Source organism: Achromobacter sp. 18P8.1.1, assembly GCF_057799415.1.
The window spans coordinates 66,906-81,972 of sequence record NZ_JBYOKH010000014.1 but is presented as its reverse complement, the minus strand read 5'-3'; the positions used below and the strand labels follow the sequence as shown (position 1 = coordinate 81,972).

Sequence of the window (15,067 nt, the reverse complement as noted above, 5' to 3'; positions counted from 1 at the left end):
ATTCATCCTTTACGGCGCAGCCGCGCGTACCAGAGGTTCAACGCCCACGACGTGCCGAGCGTCAGCACGAGATATGCGCCTGCCAGGAGCAGTACGCCCTCGATGGCGTGACCCGTGATGTTGATGGTTGTGAACACGGACCAGAACAGGTCGGGATAGCCGATGGCGATGGCCAGGCTGGAGTTCTTGATCAGCGATACGTATTGGGCAATGAGCGCGGGCGCCATCATGCGCAGGGCTTGCGGGAACACGACCTCCCGCATCGTGGTCATGCCGGACAGGCCCAGGGCCTGGGAAGCTTCCCATTGCCCGCGCGCCACCGACTCCACGCCATTGCGGACGATCTCGGCGATGAATGCCGCAAAATACAACGTCAGGGCGATCAGCATGGCCGCGAACTCGGGCGACAGACTGGCGCCGCCCTGGAAGTTAAAGCCCCGGCGCACCGGAACGCTGACCTCGAACACGCCCAGCGCCGCGCAGCAGAGCGCCAGCATCCCGAGCCCCGAGGCAGTCGCGCACACGGTCCACATGCCACGGCCTGCGCCCGGACGCAAGCGGCGCAACAGGATCCGCACCGCCGCCGCGCAACCCAGCGCGGCAGCAAGGCTGGCCGCCAGCGCCAGCCCGCGCTCCGGCGCCAAGTGCAGCACAGGGAAATAGATGCCGCGCTGGCTCAGGGTCAGGCCGGCCCACTCGGTCGCCTTGGCGGCGGGCGGGAGTTTCAGCAGCACGGCCGACCACAGCAGGATCTGCATCAGCAGCGGCGTATTGCGCAGCAGCTCCACATACCCCAGCGTCAAGCCGCGCACCATGGGATTGACACTACGGCGCGCCAGGCCGATCGCCACGCCCAGCACGGTAGCGCAGAGGCCCGCCAGCACCACCAGCATCACTGTATTGAGCGCCCCGACCAGGATCGCATACGCGATGGTGTCCGTCGGGACGTACGGCAACAGCGATACGCCGATCTGGAATCCCGCGGGCCGCTGCAGGAAGTCAAAGCCGACCGACAGCCCCAACCTCTGAAGATTCTCCCGCAGGATGAAACCACTGGCGATAAGCAACAGCGCCAGCACCGCTCCCACCGCGCATTGCCACAGCTTGCTGCGCAGCGCGGCGGGCGTACGGAGCGCGGCGCGCTCCACCGGCGGCGGCATCGTCGTCGCATCCGTCATGGCACGGTTCACAGGAACGGCGGTGCATATTGCAGTCCGCCCTCGGTCCAGAGTTTGTTCAGGCCGCGCGGCAGATTGAGCGGGGATTTCTCGCCCAGCGAGCGGTCATAGATCTGGGCATAGTTGCCCACCTGTTTGACGATCTGGTAGGCCCAGTCGTCCGACAGGCCAAGCTGCTTGCTCAGGCCCACCGTCTTGCCCAGCAGGCGCGAGACTTCAGCATTGGAATCCGAGGCGCGCCTGGCGTCCACGTTGGCGCTGTCCACGCCGTTTTCTTCGGCCAGCAGCGTTGCGTAGATGGTCCATTTGACGATGTTGAGCCACTGGTCGTCGCCCTGGCGGACGATGGGGCCAAGCGGGGACTTGGCCAGCACTTCGGGCAGGATGACGTAGTCGTCCGGCTTGGGCGCGACAGAACGGTTGGCCGCCAGTTGCGCCCTGTCGCCCACGTAGACGTCGCAGCGGCCCTCGAAGAAAGCGCGGCGCAGGGCGTCGGCATTGTCGATGGAAATGGGCTTGTAGCGCATTCCATTGGCCTGGTAAAAGGTGGCGATGTTCTGTTCCGTATTGCTGCCCGGCAGCAGGCAGATGCTGGCGCCGTCCAATTCCTTGACGGATTTCACGCCCATGTCTTTGCGGACCATGAAACCCTGGCCGTCATAGACGGTGATGCCGGCCCAGACCAGGCCAAGCTGTGTGTCACGCGTGAACGTCTGGGTGGTCTGACGGATCAGCACGTCCACGTCGCCCGACTGCAGCACGGAAAAGCGGTTCAGCGGCGAGGTGGCCACGAAGGTCACCTTATTGGCATCGCCGAGCGTGGCGGCGGCGATGGCGCGGCAGAAGTCCACGTCGATGCCGCGAAGCGCGCCCTGGCTGTCCGGTGATCCAAAGCCCGGCATGTCGTTCAAGGCGCCGCAACGCACGGTGCCCCGGCTTTTGATTGTGTCCAGCGTAGAGGCCGCGTTCGCGGACACGGTGATGGCAGCCAGCGCAAGGCCGGCCAGAAGAGTAGGCAGACGCATGAATTCCCCTTGTATATGTGTCGTCTCGGCATGTGAGAACGTGGAGGAAGTCTACGGAGCGCCCTGGCCTGGACCTAGCCTGTTACGCTACTATCAGCCATGCATTATTTGCATAGCTTGCAGCAAACGTGGTCGCGTCGACCCGGCATGCATGGCGCAACGGGCTCGGCACTCATGAATACGCAGCAACTCGAATATCTGAAAGAGGCAGTGCGCCTGGGCAGTTTTTCGCGGGCAGCCGACGCGCTTGGCCTGAATCAGTCGGTTCTGAGCCGGCAGGTCGCCGCCCTGGAACAGGAAATGGGATGTCCGTTGCTGCGGCGGCATGGCCGCGGCGTTGCCCCGACGCAGGCCGGCGAGCAGCTGCTGGAGCTGGCGGGCGTGTTCCTGCAGCAAGTGGCGCAGATCAAGGCGGCCGGCAAAGCCGCCGACCGCGATCTGTCCGGCGTGTTCAAGCTGGGCGTGCCGATGTTCTTTTCGCAGTCCATCGCGCCCAAGCTCATGGCCAGCGTCCAGCGCCAGTACCCCGCCCTGACCTTCGTGGTTCGCGAGGGGCACAGCGGCGACCTGCACGACTGGCTGCTTGCCGGTGAATTGTCGGCGGCCGTCATCTATGAACCGAAACGGCCACGCCAGCTGGCCGGGGACCTGCTGTTCCTTGAGCCGGTCTTTGTCGTGGGGTCGCGCGAACTGGCCCGGCGCTATGGGTTGGACCTGTCCCAGGGGCTCACGCTCGATCAGTTGGCGAGGCTGCCTTTGCTCATTCCCACTCGCCGCCATGGCACGCGACTGGATCTGGATCAGGCGATGAAGCAGGTGCCGCTGGCGCCGAACATCGTGCACGAAGTCGATGCCCTGGGCGCTCGCATGCTGCTGGTGCGCGACGGCGTGGGCGTGACCATCTTCGAGTCTGCCGGGCTGCTGAGCGAGCGCCGCGACCCGCACTTGTTCGTAGTTCCCGTCGTATCGCCGCCCTTCTTCCACAAATTGATGTGGGTGGACGGCCGCCAACAACAGTCCGGCGCCGCATGGCGAGCGTTCACGCACGCGGTCAAGCGCGACATCGTGCACTTGCGCGCCGGCTTGGGTGATGACGGCGCGATTACGCCTTGATTTTGATCCGCCTCGCGAGCGGACATGGCTGGCAGGCTCAGGCCAATGCCGATCAGGCGAGGTCAGGCGCGGGCAGCGTTCCTTCCATAACGATGACCGCCTGGCCCGCCACCCCCGCCCATACGCCGTCGGCGCGCGGCTCGGCATGCGCCAGCAACAGGCTGGCGCGGCCCATGTCCACGCCCTGCCCCACGCGCAAGTGCAACGTCCCCTCGCCGCGCAGCGCCGCGCGCAACGCCGTCATCGCCGCCGTTGCGCTGCCCGTGGCGGGATCTTCCGTCATGCGTCCGGTGAACATCCGAGCCTGGATGTCCGTCGGCGCGTCCACGGTGTCCCCACCGGTATCGGTCGTGTACACATAGATGGACTTCGCGCCATCCAGCGGCAGCAGGGCCGCATAGCCATCAGAATCCGGCGCCGCGCGGCGCAGGGCATCCCGGCTGCGTAATTGCACGACCAGGAAGATCAGCCCCACCGAGACCACCTGCGGAGCGTGCTCGGACGTGTCGATATCGGACGGCGCAAGCTTCAACGCCCGGGCCACCGCCGCCACTGGCGCCTCGCTGGCGCGGGACAAGGGCTGCGGCGCCAATAGCTCTACGCCTTCCACGCCCTTGGCGCCCGCTTTCAACGAGATCCGGACCAGGCCGGCAGCCTCTTCGAAAATGAACGAGTCCGGCGCCGGACGTCCGGCAGCGACCATCTCACGAGCCAGCACCACGGCAGTGCCCACGTTCGGGTGCCCGGCGAAAGGCACCTCACGATCCGGCGTGAAGATCCGCACCCAGGCGGTATGCGCAGGGTCTTTCGGCGGCAGCACGAAGCTGGTCTCCGAATAATTGAATTCACGCGCAATACGCTGCATCTGCGCGGTTTCCAAGCCGTGGGCATCCAGCACCACCGCCAACGGGTTGCCGCTATAGGGCTGGGTGGTGAAAACATCGGCGGTGACGTATCGGTAGCGCATGGGAGCTTCTCTTGTCCAAGGGGAAAGACCCAGTATGCAAGGGGCCCCCAGCGCGCGACAGGCACAGATCGAAAGAACTTTCGTCATAACAGCTCCGTCCCCGGCCCCCGCAAACCCCCGGACCAGCGCCCCGGTCGAGTAACCTGTCCTCCAAGGACGCATCTGCGCCCCAATGCACGCTTACCCGAAAGGAATACACCATGGAAAACCCTTTTGGCGACTCCGACGAACCCTCCAGCGACCACCGGCAATATCTGGTCCTGATTTCGGCTTCGAAAGACAACGCCTCACTCGCCCAGAAGCTGCTGGAAAACCTGAAGAAACACGTCGACGAACGGGCCGCGCCCTTGTGGATCGACGCCAAGGGCATCGGCGTGCTGTTGACGACGGATCTGGTCGCGTCCGACATCTGGCGTGAAATGTTCCAGAAGGAACCGGGCCAGGACTACGGCGACACCCGCAACATGCTGGTGCTGGAAATCGGCAAGGATTGGGCCGCCCGCCGGGACGACAAGATCGAACACTGGTTGGCCAGCCATGTCGGCAATCCGCTGCCGCCCGCGCCACGGCGGGCAGACAAGCGGCGCTAAATGAAATCCGCCAGCAGGCGTGAGATCACTTCGGGCTGATCCAGGCTGGGCAGATGGGCGGCGTCAGGCACTTCCTTGCCTACGCCCGCCCTGATCAGCGTCGACACCCGCCGCGACCGCTCCTGGATGTGGGGAAAGTCAAAACTTCCCCACATCACCAGCGTCGGTGCGGTGATCTCTCCTAATCGGCCAAACGTATCCAGGGCATCCAGGCTGGCCCCTGCCGGCGTCGATCGGATTGCGGTGCCATGCATGTCCAGGAACAGTTGCCTGGCTGCGCCACCCACTCGTCCTTCGGCTTCTCGCGGCCCGTCCAGAAACAGACGCGCCTTCATCGCATTCACCTGGTCCAGGTCCCCGCTGACTTCGGCCTGCTTCAACGCCGCCATTTGCGCCTGCACGCCGGGCGGACACGCCGCCTCGGGCGCGCCCGGCACCGTCGGTGCGATCAGCGCCAGGCGACGGACACGGGCGGGATGCAGAAGCGCCGTGTCCAGCGCGATTCGCCCGCCTTGCGAGCACCCCACCAGCGTCACCGCCTTGCCATCTGCAACGGCATCCATCACCGCCAACAGATCGCCCACGGCTGAATGGTCCTCCGTTTCTGCGCGCGTCTCGCCGAAGCCGCGACGGTCGTACGCAATGGCTTGATGCGTCGCGCCAACGGCGGCCATCTGCGCTCGCCACATCCGGCGGTCACAAATGGCCGCGTGCAGGAAAATGACCGGATCGCCGGCGCCAACAACTTCCACGGCCAACAGGGCGCGGCCGGATTTGATCTGATGCGTGAAAGCCATAGTGGATGACGTCAGGCGTTGGGAGGGAGTGCGAAGCGACCAATATACCGCTGCCCCACACAACACCTCTGGCTCATGGGAAACTGGTGCCCAGCGCAACTTCATCACACACCACACCCATGATCCGCCCGCTGACCGCCCTTGCCCTGATGTTGATGGCCACCGCCACCCACGCCGCCGGCGCGAAAGACTACACCGCCCAATACGACCGCTGCCTGTCGGAGGCCGGCGCCACCAACAATACTTCGGTGCTGAATTGCTCCAGTACGGTGTCCGCGTCGGTCAAAGCGGAAATCAATGCGCTGTACAGCAAACTGCATGCGCGCCTGGCTCAGCAATCGGCGGAAGACGCCAACAAGCTGGAGCAAACGCAAAAGGCATGGCTCGCATACCGCAATGGCCAATGCGACCTGGCGACATCCTATGTGGGCTCACCGATGTTCGGCTATTGCCCCATGCTGTTGAACATTCAAAGGGCCGACGAATTGCGCGAACTGCTGGGGGAATAAACCCCGGTGCGTACGGCGTGAACTGCTGGCGAATCAATTCCCGGCGCCCGCGACCCCGGCCGCCTGCTCGCGATACGCCACGGCGGACATCGTCGTGGCCATCATCACCAGCGCGATGCACAGCAGGATGCCCGCGAGACCAAGTGCGATCGCGGCCGCCGACATGTCAGAAACGGCGGTGGATAGAAAGGCGCCCGTGATCACCACGAACACCGCCAGCAGGAACAGCATGCTCATCATCGGCCACGCATGCACACGCCGCGCCTGACGCGTCCGCCAGAAATCGTACTGGCCCGATACCGCAACGCGTGCAAGGCTCGGCGCAAACGTGCTGACCCCATACAGCACAGGCGCCCATATCGCCGCAAGCGCCAGAAACAGGCATACGAAGAACACGCTATCGGCGTTGGCGTCAAATGAAAAATAAAGAAGGATCGGCACTCTAGCGGTGGCGTACATCAACCCCATGCCTATCGCGATAAGCAGCGCAAGCAAGGCAACGACCTTCCACTCCGGTTTGCCCAAGCGCCAATCCGCATCATCCGCGTGGCCGCCCGCCACGGTCTGCCGAAGCCACGAGACCGACAGGCGCGTCAACGCCAGCACGTTCACGACAACAAGCAAGAAGAATGGCGAGTACACCAAGGACAGGTGCGGCAACAGCAGCGCGATGGGCAGCGTCAGGACGAACACGGCGAATGCCCAAGGCGTAGACCGCCATAGCGCGCCGCCCCGTTGCCGGAGCGTACTTGCCGTCAGTGCGAAATAGCGGCTTGCCGGAAGCTTGGTCGTCACGGGGATCCTTTGCGCGAAGATATTTGACCTAATCCGCTGGTGTTATACCAGCACTTCCCGTGTTCGGCATGTCGACGCGATTCGCCCACAATACTGACAATGCTAAGCGTTGATAACGCGCACAGCAAAGAGCTGAGTGAATGCTCGTAATGTCTGCGACATCAGCAATGCTTGTCCATCAATATGAAGATTCCGAAGCGCCAATGAGAAAGGGGGTTAGTGATTTTCATCACTAACCCCCTAGGGTATTGCTGGTCGGGACGGCGGGATTCGAACTCGCGACCCCTTGCACCCCATGCATGACGAAGGAACTTAGTTCTTTATTTATCAAGCAGTTAGCGAAATCAGCCGCAATTACCAAGGTCAACGCCGCCACATGATGTTCAACGGACTCACGCAAAAGTCACGCAGGCCAAATTGGCCGCCGTCCTCTATGCGATCCAGGCGGCGTATGTCGCTGCTTACACAAATTTAGTAGTCGGAATTGGAAGCGGAAGCGCAGCACAGGACATTGACCACAAAGGCTCTAGGCCTCACCCGCCTGGCCCTTGACCCTCATCTTTACCCCTTACTTGCTCTACGACAGACAGAGCGATCGCGCCACGACTACTGCGACCATTTTCTTGCCGCCTGGACGCCTCCTCCTATCCCAGCATTCTACCCAGCTCGTTGGAGACGCTTTCCGACGGAGACCGGCGCATCGTTGAGGTCCCAAGATTCGAACTGGCCCCAACAAATTATGACTCAACGGGCACGATTATCGCGGTGCCGCGAGTCGATGATATGTTGACCTTCAAATCTCGTAATCGCCTGCCTGATACTAGGAATTGCGCATACTGCCAACATTTCCCCGACATGAACCCGACGTTACTGCGTGGCAAAATTCCCCAATTTTCGCGCATACCTACGGTCGAAGCAGGCGACGAGCCAAATAAACTGACACACGTTGCCTAGCTTTGCCTTCCGCAAGTCGCGTGAGACGTTATCCACGCTGCCTCACAACCTAAATATCAAAAATAAGACTTTAGTCCACATCCAATAAACCACGGCTATCCGCTTTTATCGCCCATTCAGACCAAACCAAGCCAGGTTCCGTCAAATCTGGATGCACCCCTTTATTTTCTCATTGCTCTAGGGGTGTGTTCGTTGTAGAAATACGAACACAAGCTTCACACATCAACATCCGCGTCCGCGGCGGCCAAACTTGAGGTGAACCATGATTAAATCGGTTAGGGTGCTTCCCGATGAGCTAAATTTTGATGATGCTCATCAGAAATTAACACTTCCTGCCTCGCCTGCTCTTACTGAGCTGTTTGTAAAGGCGACTGCACCAACAGTTGATTCTGACTTTGGACCCTTGAACCTTAATGACGTTGAGGTCGATGGCGATGGCCATTTAGTGATCGGCGGGAAATCAGTCGCAAGTATTTTTAAGAAAGTACAGGCTATCCGAACGCCGGAGGATGGCGGAGGGCCGGAACTTAACATCGGCCAGTGTACGACTGGTGTAGCATGCTAGCAGCTCTTGAACATTGGCTTCAAAATGTCGATCAAGCCCGACTAGGAGCACTGAATCCGAATCGGCTTCACTTAATCCTGCTGCCAACCGAGCAATGCAATTTTCGTTGTACCTACTGCTATGAACGGTTTGAACGAGGAGAAATGTCCGAACAGGTTGTGTCCGGCATTACTTCTTTGATATCCCATCGCGCTACAACTCTCAATGAACTTGCGATTAGTTGGTTCGGCGGTGAACCCCTGATCGCCCCCCGTGTGATCGAAGCGATTTCAACTCATGCATTGCGCCAAAGTCGAATTCACGGATTTTCCCACTTCGGTCAAATGACTACAAATGGATATCTATTAGACTTAAAAACTTTGTCGTGGGCCCTGAGCCTCGGCATCAAGAATTTTCAAGTCACACTAGATGGACCGCAGGCGCTGCATGATAAGAGCCGCCATAGGCGTAATGGTAGCGGGACATATTCTAAAATAATGCATAACCTGAGGGCAGCCCTGAAGTCGAATCTCGACTTTCAAATATCCCTTCGCTGCCATTTCACACCATCAAACTGGGAAGACATCGCAGAATACGCAGAAGAGCTGAGCAAGTTATTTCTGACCGACAGCCGCTTCTTAATTTTGCCACACTCAATAAACGCGCTAGGCGGTCCAAAAAATGAATCCATTGATCCGTTCTCATCTGAAGAAGCAAAGCTCAGGGCATACAGAGAAATTATATCTAGCGCACCACAAAAATCACACTTCCCGTTAGAGGACAGTTCCAAAATTTGCTACGCGGCGGCAGTCAACAGCTTTGTTATCCGATCAGATGGAATCATTGGAAAGTGCACCGTTTCGCTAGACGAAGAAAAAAATATAATTGGAAGACTGGCACCGGACGGCACAATGATAATTGACGGAAAAAAATTTCAGAGCTGGACTTCGGGAGTATTTTCCAACAACAAAGAATTGCTTTCCTGCCCCAATGCCGCGCTCAAGAATAAACCTGTGGACTCTCCCATTTTTTTCGTTAAAACCATATCAAGGCATGTTCTTGCTGCAGCCCGCGGAACATGATGCTGCCGACGAAGCAGTACAGGAGAGCGAAGCCGTTGCCACACGATAGGGCTTTATCAGCGCCATGGCAAAACCTGTCAGCTTGGACAAGGCTTGCAACTGTCCAAGGTCAACGCGCGCAGCAAGATAACGCCCAAATCCTTCACCTGCGGGAACGCCTGGCGAGGTGTGCAACACCGCGTCATCTCGGCCGACGCAATTTTTGAACCAGACTGGCGATCCGGCTCAGTGATTGTTTGGACCTGCTCAAGGTTGGCGAACAGATGTGCATCGTGCACTTCAGCGCGATAAGTGCGATTGAAGCGCTAGATAAAGGGGGTTTGGTTCGGCTTGCCAGGTTGGATATAGCGGATCGAAATGCCTTTGGCAGCGGCCCATTCGGTAAAAGCGTCAGAAATCATCTCCGGGCCGTTGTCCAGGCGTATTGCGTCGGGAGGCCCATAACAATCGATCAGGCGGCTCAAGACGCGAATCAGGCGCGCCGAAGGAATGGACAATGCCAACCTCGATGGCCAAGCATTCCCGATTCGCCTCGTCGATTACGTTCAGTGTCCGGAACCGTCGGCCGCAGTAGAGCGCATCATGCATGCAGTCCAGCGCCCAACAGCGATTGGGTTCCATGGCCAGATCTAGCGGCTGTCGAGGCCGCTCTGGTAGCCGCTTTTTGCTGCTCCGAGGCAAGTTCAAGCCCATATCGCAGTGGTCGGATCTTCCGGTCCTTTTTATCGCCCATCAAACCGTATACTCGTACAGCTTTTTCGACTATGCCGTTCAAAGCCCCCCCCTCATCCATGCCGATCTTCGGGCCATCCGCGAGCGCCAGCCCGCGAATCCTGACGTGATCACCCTGCTGTGGGAAATCAAGCAGATGCGCTCGGTGCTTCTGCGCGCCCCCCCAGTTCCCCAACGACTTCAAGCGCCCGCCCTGCGTGACGGCGGTGCTATATGACGATTTCATGGCGGCCCTGCGCATGGAGTCCTGTGTGATTGAGCGCGACCGTGACGTGTCCGAGCGAGTGGAGGATTGCGCGAGGCGCAACAAAGGCATGGCGCCACGGTAGGAGCGGAGCCGCGCGCCCCGCAGTTTCAGACCGGTTTCCTGTCGTTGAACGTGCCGGTCATCTTCCACGTGGTCGCGACGTGCTCTCGGAAGGTGCCCCCGAGGTCTAGGCCCGCTTTTTCGAGCTTTACTTTCAATCCTGCGTTGACGTTGTGATCTTCGTCGTAGGTAATTGCCAAAGAGAAGCTGCGCATGCCATGCTTGAGCCGCCCCTCGACTACCTCTTGCCACAGCGGCTCATGTGCATACCAATGCAGGTTCTTCGGCAATGCCGGTGGGTCGACATTGTCGAAGGTGGCCTCAAACCGCAGATTGGACGACGAGGTCGCAGTACGGCCGGCTTCCGCGCCCGCATCGACGCCAGCAGCCTGTGCTGTGGCACTGACGCTAAAGTTTTTGTCCCATCCGTAGACGTGCTCAATCGTAATGCTAGTCGCGCCCAAGCTCATGAGAAGCCTCTTCGCCTCGGCGACCTTGTCCTCGAAAACCTTGCTGTGAAAAGAGGCAATCGCGTAATAGCGGCTGTCGAGACACGGATGAGCAGCATATACAGTTCCCAAGACAGGATGGCCAGGCGGCATCTGGAGAGCTTTTGCTTCGGTGTAACTGATCCGCTGAACGCTCGGGTCGCCTGCGCGCCCCGAATTCCATGCATCCATGACGGTAGAAGTAGCGTCCCTCGCGACCTTCAGTCCTAGAAATGCAGGAACCGTAAGCGCGTACATTCCTAAAAGAAGAGTTTTCGGACTTTTATCCACGAGATCGGAAAGTGACGAATAGGGTCTCTCGCGAGCAGCAGCCACGATTTCGTCTGATTCGACAACGATCAGCCTGCGGCCGCCACGTTGGTTGCTTGACGGCTTGCCACTGTTTTGTTTTGGTATGGGCACTTCTCGACTCCGTGATTTCGCGCAGGTGCCAATGTATCGAAAATTTACGTACTGTGCAGAGGCACGGCCGAAAGGCAGTCGTGACGGGCGCTGCGGGGCCGTCCAGGATACGGCCGCCGGGGGGCAGCGCGAGAATATGGAGCAAGCGACCTTTAGGCCGGCCGTTAAGAATCTGGCGCACGGTCCAACAGGGGCCAGAAATTGGGGAAGATTCAAGCGGGCACTTGGCCCCTGCCGAGAAGCGCCGACACAATGCCCCTCGCCTGCCCGTATAAGGCCAGACCCGCATGTACTCCATCATGCGAGCGCTACATCCACGTCATGACCATGGGTGACCTGCCCCCAGACTTAGTACGGCACCGACATAGAGTCCAGGGTTAAAAACCGTTGTTGCCGATGCGCCTGAGCAAACTGCTCTGGCGTTAAGTATCCCAGCGCGCTATGCGGGCGTTCGGTGTTGTACTCGACGCGCCAGTCTTCGATCAAGGATTTGAGTTGACGCAGCGACATGAACCAATGCTCATTCAGGCATTCATCGCGGAATTTTCCGTTGAAGCTCTCGATGTATGCATTCTCCACGGGCTTGCCTGGTCTGATGAACGACAGCTTCACGCCGACCTGATAGGCCCAAGCGTCCAAGGCCCTGCCGGCAAACTCCGGGCCGTTGTCCACGGTGATGGATTTGGGCAGCCCACGCAGTTGCGCAAGCCGTTGCAGCACCTGCGCCACCCGCAATCCCGGCAGTGATGTATCGACCTCGATGGCAAGACACTCGCGCGTGTAGTCATCGACGATGTTCAAGCACCGGAACCTGCGGCCATAGGCCAGACCGTCGGACACGAAGTCCATCGACCAGCTCTGATTCGGCGCCGTCGCAACGGGACGAACTACTCGTTCTGCGGGAGCGATGCGCTTGCGGCGACGCTTACGAACGCTCAAACCGGCTTGGCTGTAAAGCCGCCAGACCCGCTTGTGATTCGTCTGCCAGCCTTCACGGCGCAGCAGAATATGGATGCGCCGATAGCCGTAGCGTCGCTTGAGCGCTGCCATCTCCTTCATGCGCTCGGTCAATGCCACACGCCCGTACGCTTACTTTCATAAGCGAATAGCGACCGGGAAATGCCTACCAGCCCGCAGGCCCGGGTGATACCCATGCCGCGCTCGGTCATCAACGTCCTGACCGCTTCGCGTTTGGCCTGCGGGCTTGCTACTTTCGGCTCAAAAGGTCCTGAAGCGCAGCCTTGTCCAGCATCGATTCAGCCAACAGCTTCTTGAGCTTGTTGTTCTCTTGCTCCAGCTCCTTCAGTCGCTGGGCGTCCGAGACGGTCATACCGCCGAACTTCGCCTTCCAGTTGTAGTAGGTGGCCTCCGAGATCCCGTGCTTGCGGCACAGTTCGGCCACCTTGGCCCCTGCCTCGGCCTCCTTCAGCACCCCGATGATCTGTTCTTCCGTAAATCGTTTCTTCATTGCCGTTCCTTTGTGAACGGACTCTACATCTATTTCGTACTAATCACGTGGAGCAGGTCAAGGCAACAGTCGCCGTGCTCATAGCAAACGAGGAAACGACCTATGGCACGAAAGACGATCACGGGCCTGCAACTCCGTGGCGGCCTCTGGCACATCGACAAACAGATCAAGGGGTATGGACGACTTTGCGAAAGCACTGGAACGAGCGACCACGAAGAAGCCGAGAAATTTCTAATTTTTCGCTTGGAAGGTATCCGCCAGAGCACTATCTATGGGGTGCGCCAAGACCGCATCTGGCGCGAGGCAGCGACCAGATTTTGGGAGGAGTATGCCGACCAGCCCTCTATCTGGCATTCGGCCATCTACCTCAAGCAGCTAGACCCCTATATCGGAGATCTGCCAATCCGGGAGATCGACAACGAGAGCTTGGAGTCCTACATCGAGGACCGACTGGAAGCTGGTCGGGCGAACCGAACGATCAACATTGCATTGCAGCGCGTGGTTCGAATCTTGAACCTATGCACTCGCAAGTGGCGTGATGAGCGCAAGCGGCCGTGGTTGGACTCAGTGCCGATGATCGAAATGCTGAGCGAGAAAAACAGCCGACAGCCCTACCCTATTGGCTGGGATGAGCAGGATGTGTTCTTCCGTGAACTACCTGCCCATCTACGTCGCATGGCGCTTTATAAAGTTAACGCCGGCTGCCGCGAGCAAGAGGTCTGCAAGCTGCGATGGGAATGGGAAATCCCCGTACCAACGCTGCGGACCTCGGTCTTTTTGCTGCCTTCGGACTTCGGCGGTCGGTTCGACGATAGCGGGGTGAAGAATCGCCAGGAGCGTCTGGTGATACTAAAATCGCGTGGCGCTGACAGTGATAGAGGGCCAGCGCGGCCAGCACCCCGAGTGGGTGTTTCCGTATGACGGTGGCGCGCTGCATCGCATGAACGATAGCGCCTGGCGCAAGGCCAGGAAGCGGTCCGCAGAAAAGTGGGAAAAAATCCACGGCCAACCGGCTCACGAGGGATTCAAGCGGTTGCGCGTGCATGACCTGAGCACACCTTCGGGCGCCGGTTGCGGGCTGCGGATGTACCGCATGAAGACAGGCAGGTGCTGTTGGGTCACACCAATGGCAGCGTGACGTCGCACTACTCTGCGGCAGAGCTGGGAAAGTTGATTGAGTTTGCTGACAGAGTTGCAGCCACTGCAACCCACACGCCTGCGTTAACGATGCTAAAGCGCCGACTCGCCTGATGGAGACGTCACGCAAAAGTCACGCAAATGAGAAAGGGGGTTAGTGATTTTCATCACTAACCCCCTAGGGTATTGCTGGTCGGGACGGCGGGATTCGAACTCGCGACCCCTTGCACCCCATGCAAGTGCGCTACCAGGCTGCGCTACGCCCCGAAAGAAAAAGAGTATAGCAGAACAAAAATAAGTTTGCACGCATTGGTGCAAAAAAGTGCTGAATACTCAAAAAAATTTGCGCCTCATCTTCGTCGCCTGCACGAGCTTCGTGCAAGGCGGCGCGCGCGAGGCGCAACGTACTGCTTGATGCAATGCGCGTTGCTTCAAGAGCCACGCGCGTTGCAGATACTGCGTTCAATCAAACAATCTTGGACGACAAGAATTCAGCGCTTAAACGGCCGAGCCCGCATTGCTGGGGGTGACGCTGGCGGCGGCATTTGCCGGCATGCCCAACACGTCGGCCAGCATCGTCGAAACGTTGCCGAGCTCGTTGCGCAAGGCTTGCATTTCGGCGCCCGACAAGCGCACGGCGGCGTCTTGATCATGCGGCATGTCGCGCGCGTCGCCTAAGCGATTGCGCGCGCCGCTGATGGTGAAGCCTTGTTCGTACAGCAACGAACGGATGCGACGGATCAGCAGCACTTCGTGATGCTGATAGTAGCGACGATTGCCGCGGCGCTTCACGGGTTTGAGTTGCGTGAATTCCTGTTCCCAGTACCGCAAGACGTGGGGCTTGACGCCACACAGCTCGCTGACCTCACCGATAGTGAAGTAACGCTTGGCGGGAATGGGCGGTAAGGTAACGGTGGGTTCAGTACGTGTCATAAGCGAATTTTATGCCGCGCGGGCG

15 protein-coding genes, 1 tRNA gene and 1 pseudogene are annotated in these 15,067 nt (G+C 59.4%); 6 read left to right on the top strand and 11 right to left on the bottom strand.

All coding sequences use genetic code 11. From position 1 onward, the window contains the following. Positions 1-2: 2 nt before the first annotated feature. Both AC27VE_RS11660 and AC27VE_RS11655 read right to left on the bottom strand, forming a co-directional pair. Positions 3-1,178: an ABC transporter permease subunit gene (locus AC27VE_RS11660; protein ID WP_488703915.1), complete on the bottom strand. Its 1,176-nt coding sequence runs from the start codon at positions 1,176-1,178 to the stop codon at positions 3-5. Between the two features lie 8 nt (positions 1,179-1,186). Beyond that, on the bottom strand, positions 1,187-2,203 hold the full coding sequence (locus tag AC27VE_RS11655) for an amino acid ABC transporter substrate-binding protein (RefSeq protein ID WP_488703914.1): 1,017 nt from the start codon (positions 2,201-2,203) through the stop codon (positions 1,187-1,189). A gap of 174 nt (positions 2,204-2,377) precedes the next feature. Here AC27VE_RS11655 and AC27VE_RS11650 point away from each other — a divergent pair, with 174 nt between their 5' ends. After that, positions 2,378-3,316: a LysR family transcriptional regulator gene (locus AC27VE_RS11650; protein ID WP_488703913.1), complete on the top strand. Its 939-nt coding sequence runs from the start codon at positions 2,378-2,380 to the stop codon at positions 3,314-3,316. A 52-nt stretch (positions 3,317-3,368) separates the two neighbouring features. Here AC27VE_RS11650 and AC27VE_RS11645 read toward each other — a convergent pair whose 3' ends face one another. After that, positions 3,369-4,283: a PhzF family phenazine biosynthesis protein gene (locus AC27VE_RS11645; RefSeq protein WP_488703912.1), complete on the bottom strand. Its 915-nt coding sequence runs from the start codon at positions 4,281-4,283 to the stop codon at positions 3,369-3,371. Positions 4,284-4,483: 200 nt separating this feature from the next. On the opposite strand from AC27VE_RS11645, the gene AC27VE_RS11640 reads away from it, so the two are divergent. Continuing rightward, on the top strand, positions 4,484-4,873 hold the full coding sequence (locus AC27VE_RS11640; protein WP_006226948.1) for a hypothetical protein: 390 nt from the start codon (positions 4,484-4,486) through the stop codon (positions 4,871-4,873). Here the strand turns inward: AC27VE_RS11640 and AC27VE_RS11635 are convergent. Next, complete coding sequence (locus AC27VE_RS11635) at positions 4,870-5,775, bottom strand: alpha/beta fold hydrolase (RefSeq protein ID WP_488703911.1); 906 nt, start codon at positions 5,773-5,775, stop codon at positions 4,870-4,872. The genes AC27VE_RS11640 and AC27VE_RS11635 overlap by 4 nt on opposite strands. A gap of 14 nt (positions 5,776-5,789) precedes the next feature. Here AC27VE_RS11635 and AC27VE_RS11630 point away from each other — a divergent pair, with 14 nt between their 5' ends. Continuing rightward, positions 5,790-6,179 (top strand): lysozyme inhibitor LprI family protein, encoded by a 390-nt coding sequence (locus AC27VE_RS11630; RefSeq protein ID WP_488703910.1) that lies wholly within the window; start codon positions 5,790-5,792, stop codon positions 6,177-6,179. Between the two features lie 33 nt (positions 6,180-6,212). Here the strand turns inward: AC27VE_RS11630 and AC27VE_RS11625 are convergent, their stop codons facing one another. After that, complete coding sequence (locus AC27VE_RS11625; protein WP_488703909.1) at positions 6,213-6,974, bottom strand: hypothetical protein; 762 nt, start codon at positions 6,972-6,974, stop codon at positions 6,213-6,215. 1,216 nt (positions 6,975-8,190) lie between these two features. Here AC27VE_RS11625 and AC27VE_RS11620 point away from each other — a divergent pair. Both AC27VE_RS11620 and AC27VE_RS11615 read left to right on the top strand, forming a co-directional pair. Continuing rightward, entirely contained in the window at positions 8,191-8,493 is a 303-nt protein-coding gene (locus AC27VE_RS11620; RefSeq protein WP_488703908.1) for a hypothetical protein, read from the top strand. Continuing rightward, positions 8,487-9,554 carry a radical SAM protein gene (locus AC27VE_RS11615; protein WP_488703907.1) on the top strand — a complete coding sequence of 356 codons (1,068 nt, stop codon included), beginning with the start codon at positions 8,487-8,489 and terminating at the stop codon, positions 9,552-9,554. Before AC27VE_RS11620 ends, AC27VE_RS11615 begins: the two co-directional genes overlap by 7 nt. 305 nt (positions 9,555-9,859) lie before the next feature. On the opposite strand, the gene AC27VE_RS11610 is transcribed toward AC27VE_RS11615, so the two are convergent. From AC27VE_RS11610 to AC27VE_RS11600, 3 genes and pseudogenes are all read right to left on the bottom strand, one after another. After that, on the bottom strand, positions 9,860-10,051 hold the full coding sequence (locus tag AC27VE_RS11610; RefSeq protein WP_488703906.1) for a DDE-type integrase/transposase/recombinase: 192 nt from the start codon (positions 10,049-10,051) through the stop codon (positions 9,860-9,862). Positions 10,052-10,640: 589 nt separating this feature from the next. After that, a complete protein-coding gene (locus tag AC27VE_RS11605; RefSeq protein WP_488703905.1) occupies positions 10,641-11,504 on the bottom strand; it encodes a hypothetical protein in 864 nt (287 codons plus the stop codon). Positions 11,505-11,852: 348 nt separating this feature from the next. Then, positions 11,853-12,972: pseudogene (locus AC27VE_RS11600) on the bottom strand (IS3 family transposase). 102 nt (positions 12,973-13,074) lie between these two features. Here AC27VE_RS11600 and AC27VE_RS11595 point away from each other — a divergent pair. After that, positions 13,075-13,893 (top strand): hypothetical protein, encoded by an 819-nt coding sequence (locus AC27VE_RS11595; protein ID WP_488703904.1) that lies wholly within the window; start codon positions 13,075-13,077, stop codon positions 13,891-13,893. Between the two features lie 406 nt (positions 13,894-14,299). Here AC27VE_RS11595 and AC27VE_RS11590 read toward each other — a convergent pair. From AC27VE_RS11590 to AC27VE_RS11580, 3 genes are all read right to left on the bottom strand, one after another. Next, positions 14,300-14,376 (bottom strand) — tRNA-Pro (locus AC27VE_RS11590). Beyond that, positions 14,354-14,575, bottom strand: coding sequence for a hypothetical protein (locus AC27VE_RS11585; RefSeq protein ID WP_488703903.1), 222 nt, complete (start codon positions 14,573-14,575; stop codon positions 14,354-14,356). Before AC27VE_RS11585 ends, AC27VE_RS11590 begins: the two co-directional genes overlap by 23 nt. A gap of 32 nt (positions 14,576-14,607) precedes the next feature. Beyond that, positions 14,608-15,042, bottom strand: coding sequence for a MerR family transcriptional regulator (locus AC27VE_RS11580; protein WP_488703902.1), 435 nt, complete (start codon positions 15,040-15,042; stop codon positions 14,608-14,610). Between the last annotated feature and the right edge of the window lie 25 nt (positions 15,043-15,067).

Coding starts and splice junctions, on each gene's coding strand:
- AC27VE_RS11640 (WP_006226948.1), top strand. CDS start 4,484: ATGGAAAACCCTTTTGGCGACTCCGACGAACCCTCCAGCGACCACCGG.
- AC27VE_RS11645 (WP_488703912.1), bottom strand. CDS start 4,283: ATGCGCTACCGATACGTCACCGCCGATGTTTTCACCACCCAGCCCTAT.
- AC27VE_RS11635 (WP_488703911.1), bottom strand. CDS start 5,775: ATGAAGTTGCGCTGGGCACCAGTTTCCCATGAGCCAGAGGTGTTGTGT.
- AC27VE_RS11620 (WP_488703908.1), top strand. CDS start 8,191: ATGATTAAATCGGTTAGGGTGCTTCCCGATGAGCTAAATTTTGATGAT.
- AC27VE_RS11615 (WP_488703907.1), top strand. CDS start 8,487: ATGCTAGCAGCTCTTGAACATTGGCTTCAAAATGTCGATCAAGCCCGA.
- AC27VE_RS11660 (WP_488703915.1), bottom strand. CDS start 1,178: ATGACGGATGCGACGACGATGCCGCCGCCGGTGGAGCGCGCCGCGCTC.
- AC27VE_RS11650 (WP_488703913.1), top strand. CDS start 2,378: ATGAATACGCAGCAACTCGAATATCTGAAAGAGGCAGTGCGCCTGGGC.
- AC27VE_RS11655 (WP_488703914.1), bottom strand. CDS start 2,203: ATGCGTCTGCCTACTCTTCTGGCCGGCCTTGCGCTGGCTGCCATCACC.
- AC27VE_RS11595 (WP_488703904.1), top strand. CDS start 13,075: ATGGCACGAAAGACGATCACGGGCCTGCAACTCCGTGGCGGCCTCTGG.
- AC27VE_RS11630 (WP_488703910.1), top strand. CDS start 5,790: ATGATCCGCCCGCTGACCGCCCTTGCCCTGATGTTGATGGCCACCGCC.
- AC27VE_RS11580 (WP_488703902.1), bottom strand. CDS start 15,042: ATGACACGTACTGAACCCACCGTTACCTTACCGCCCATTCCCGCCAAG.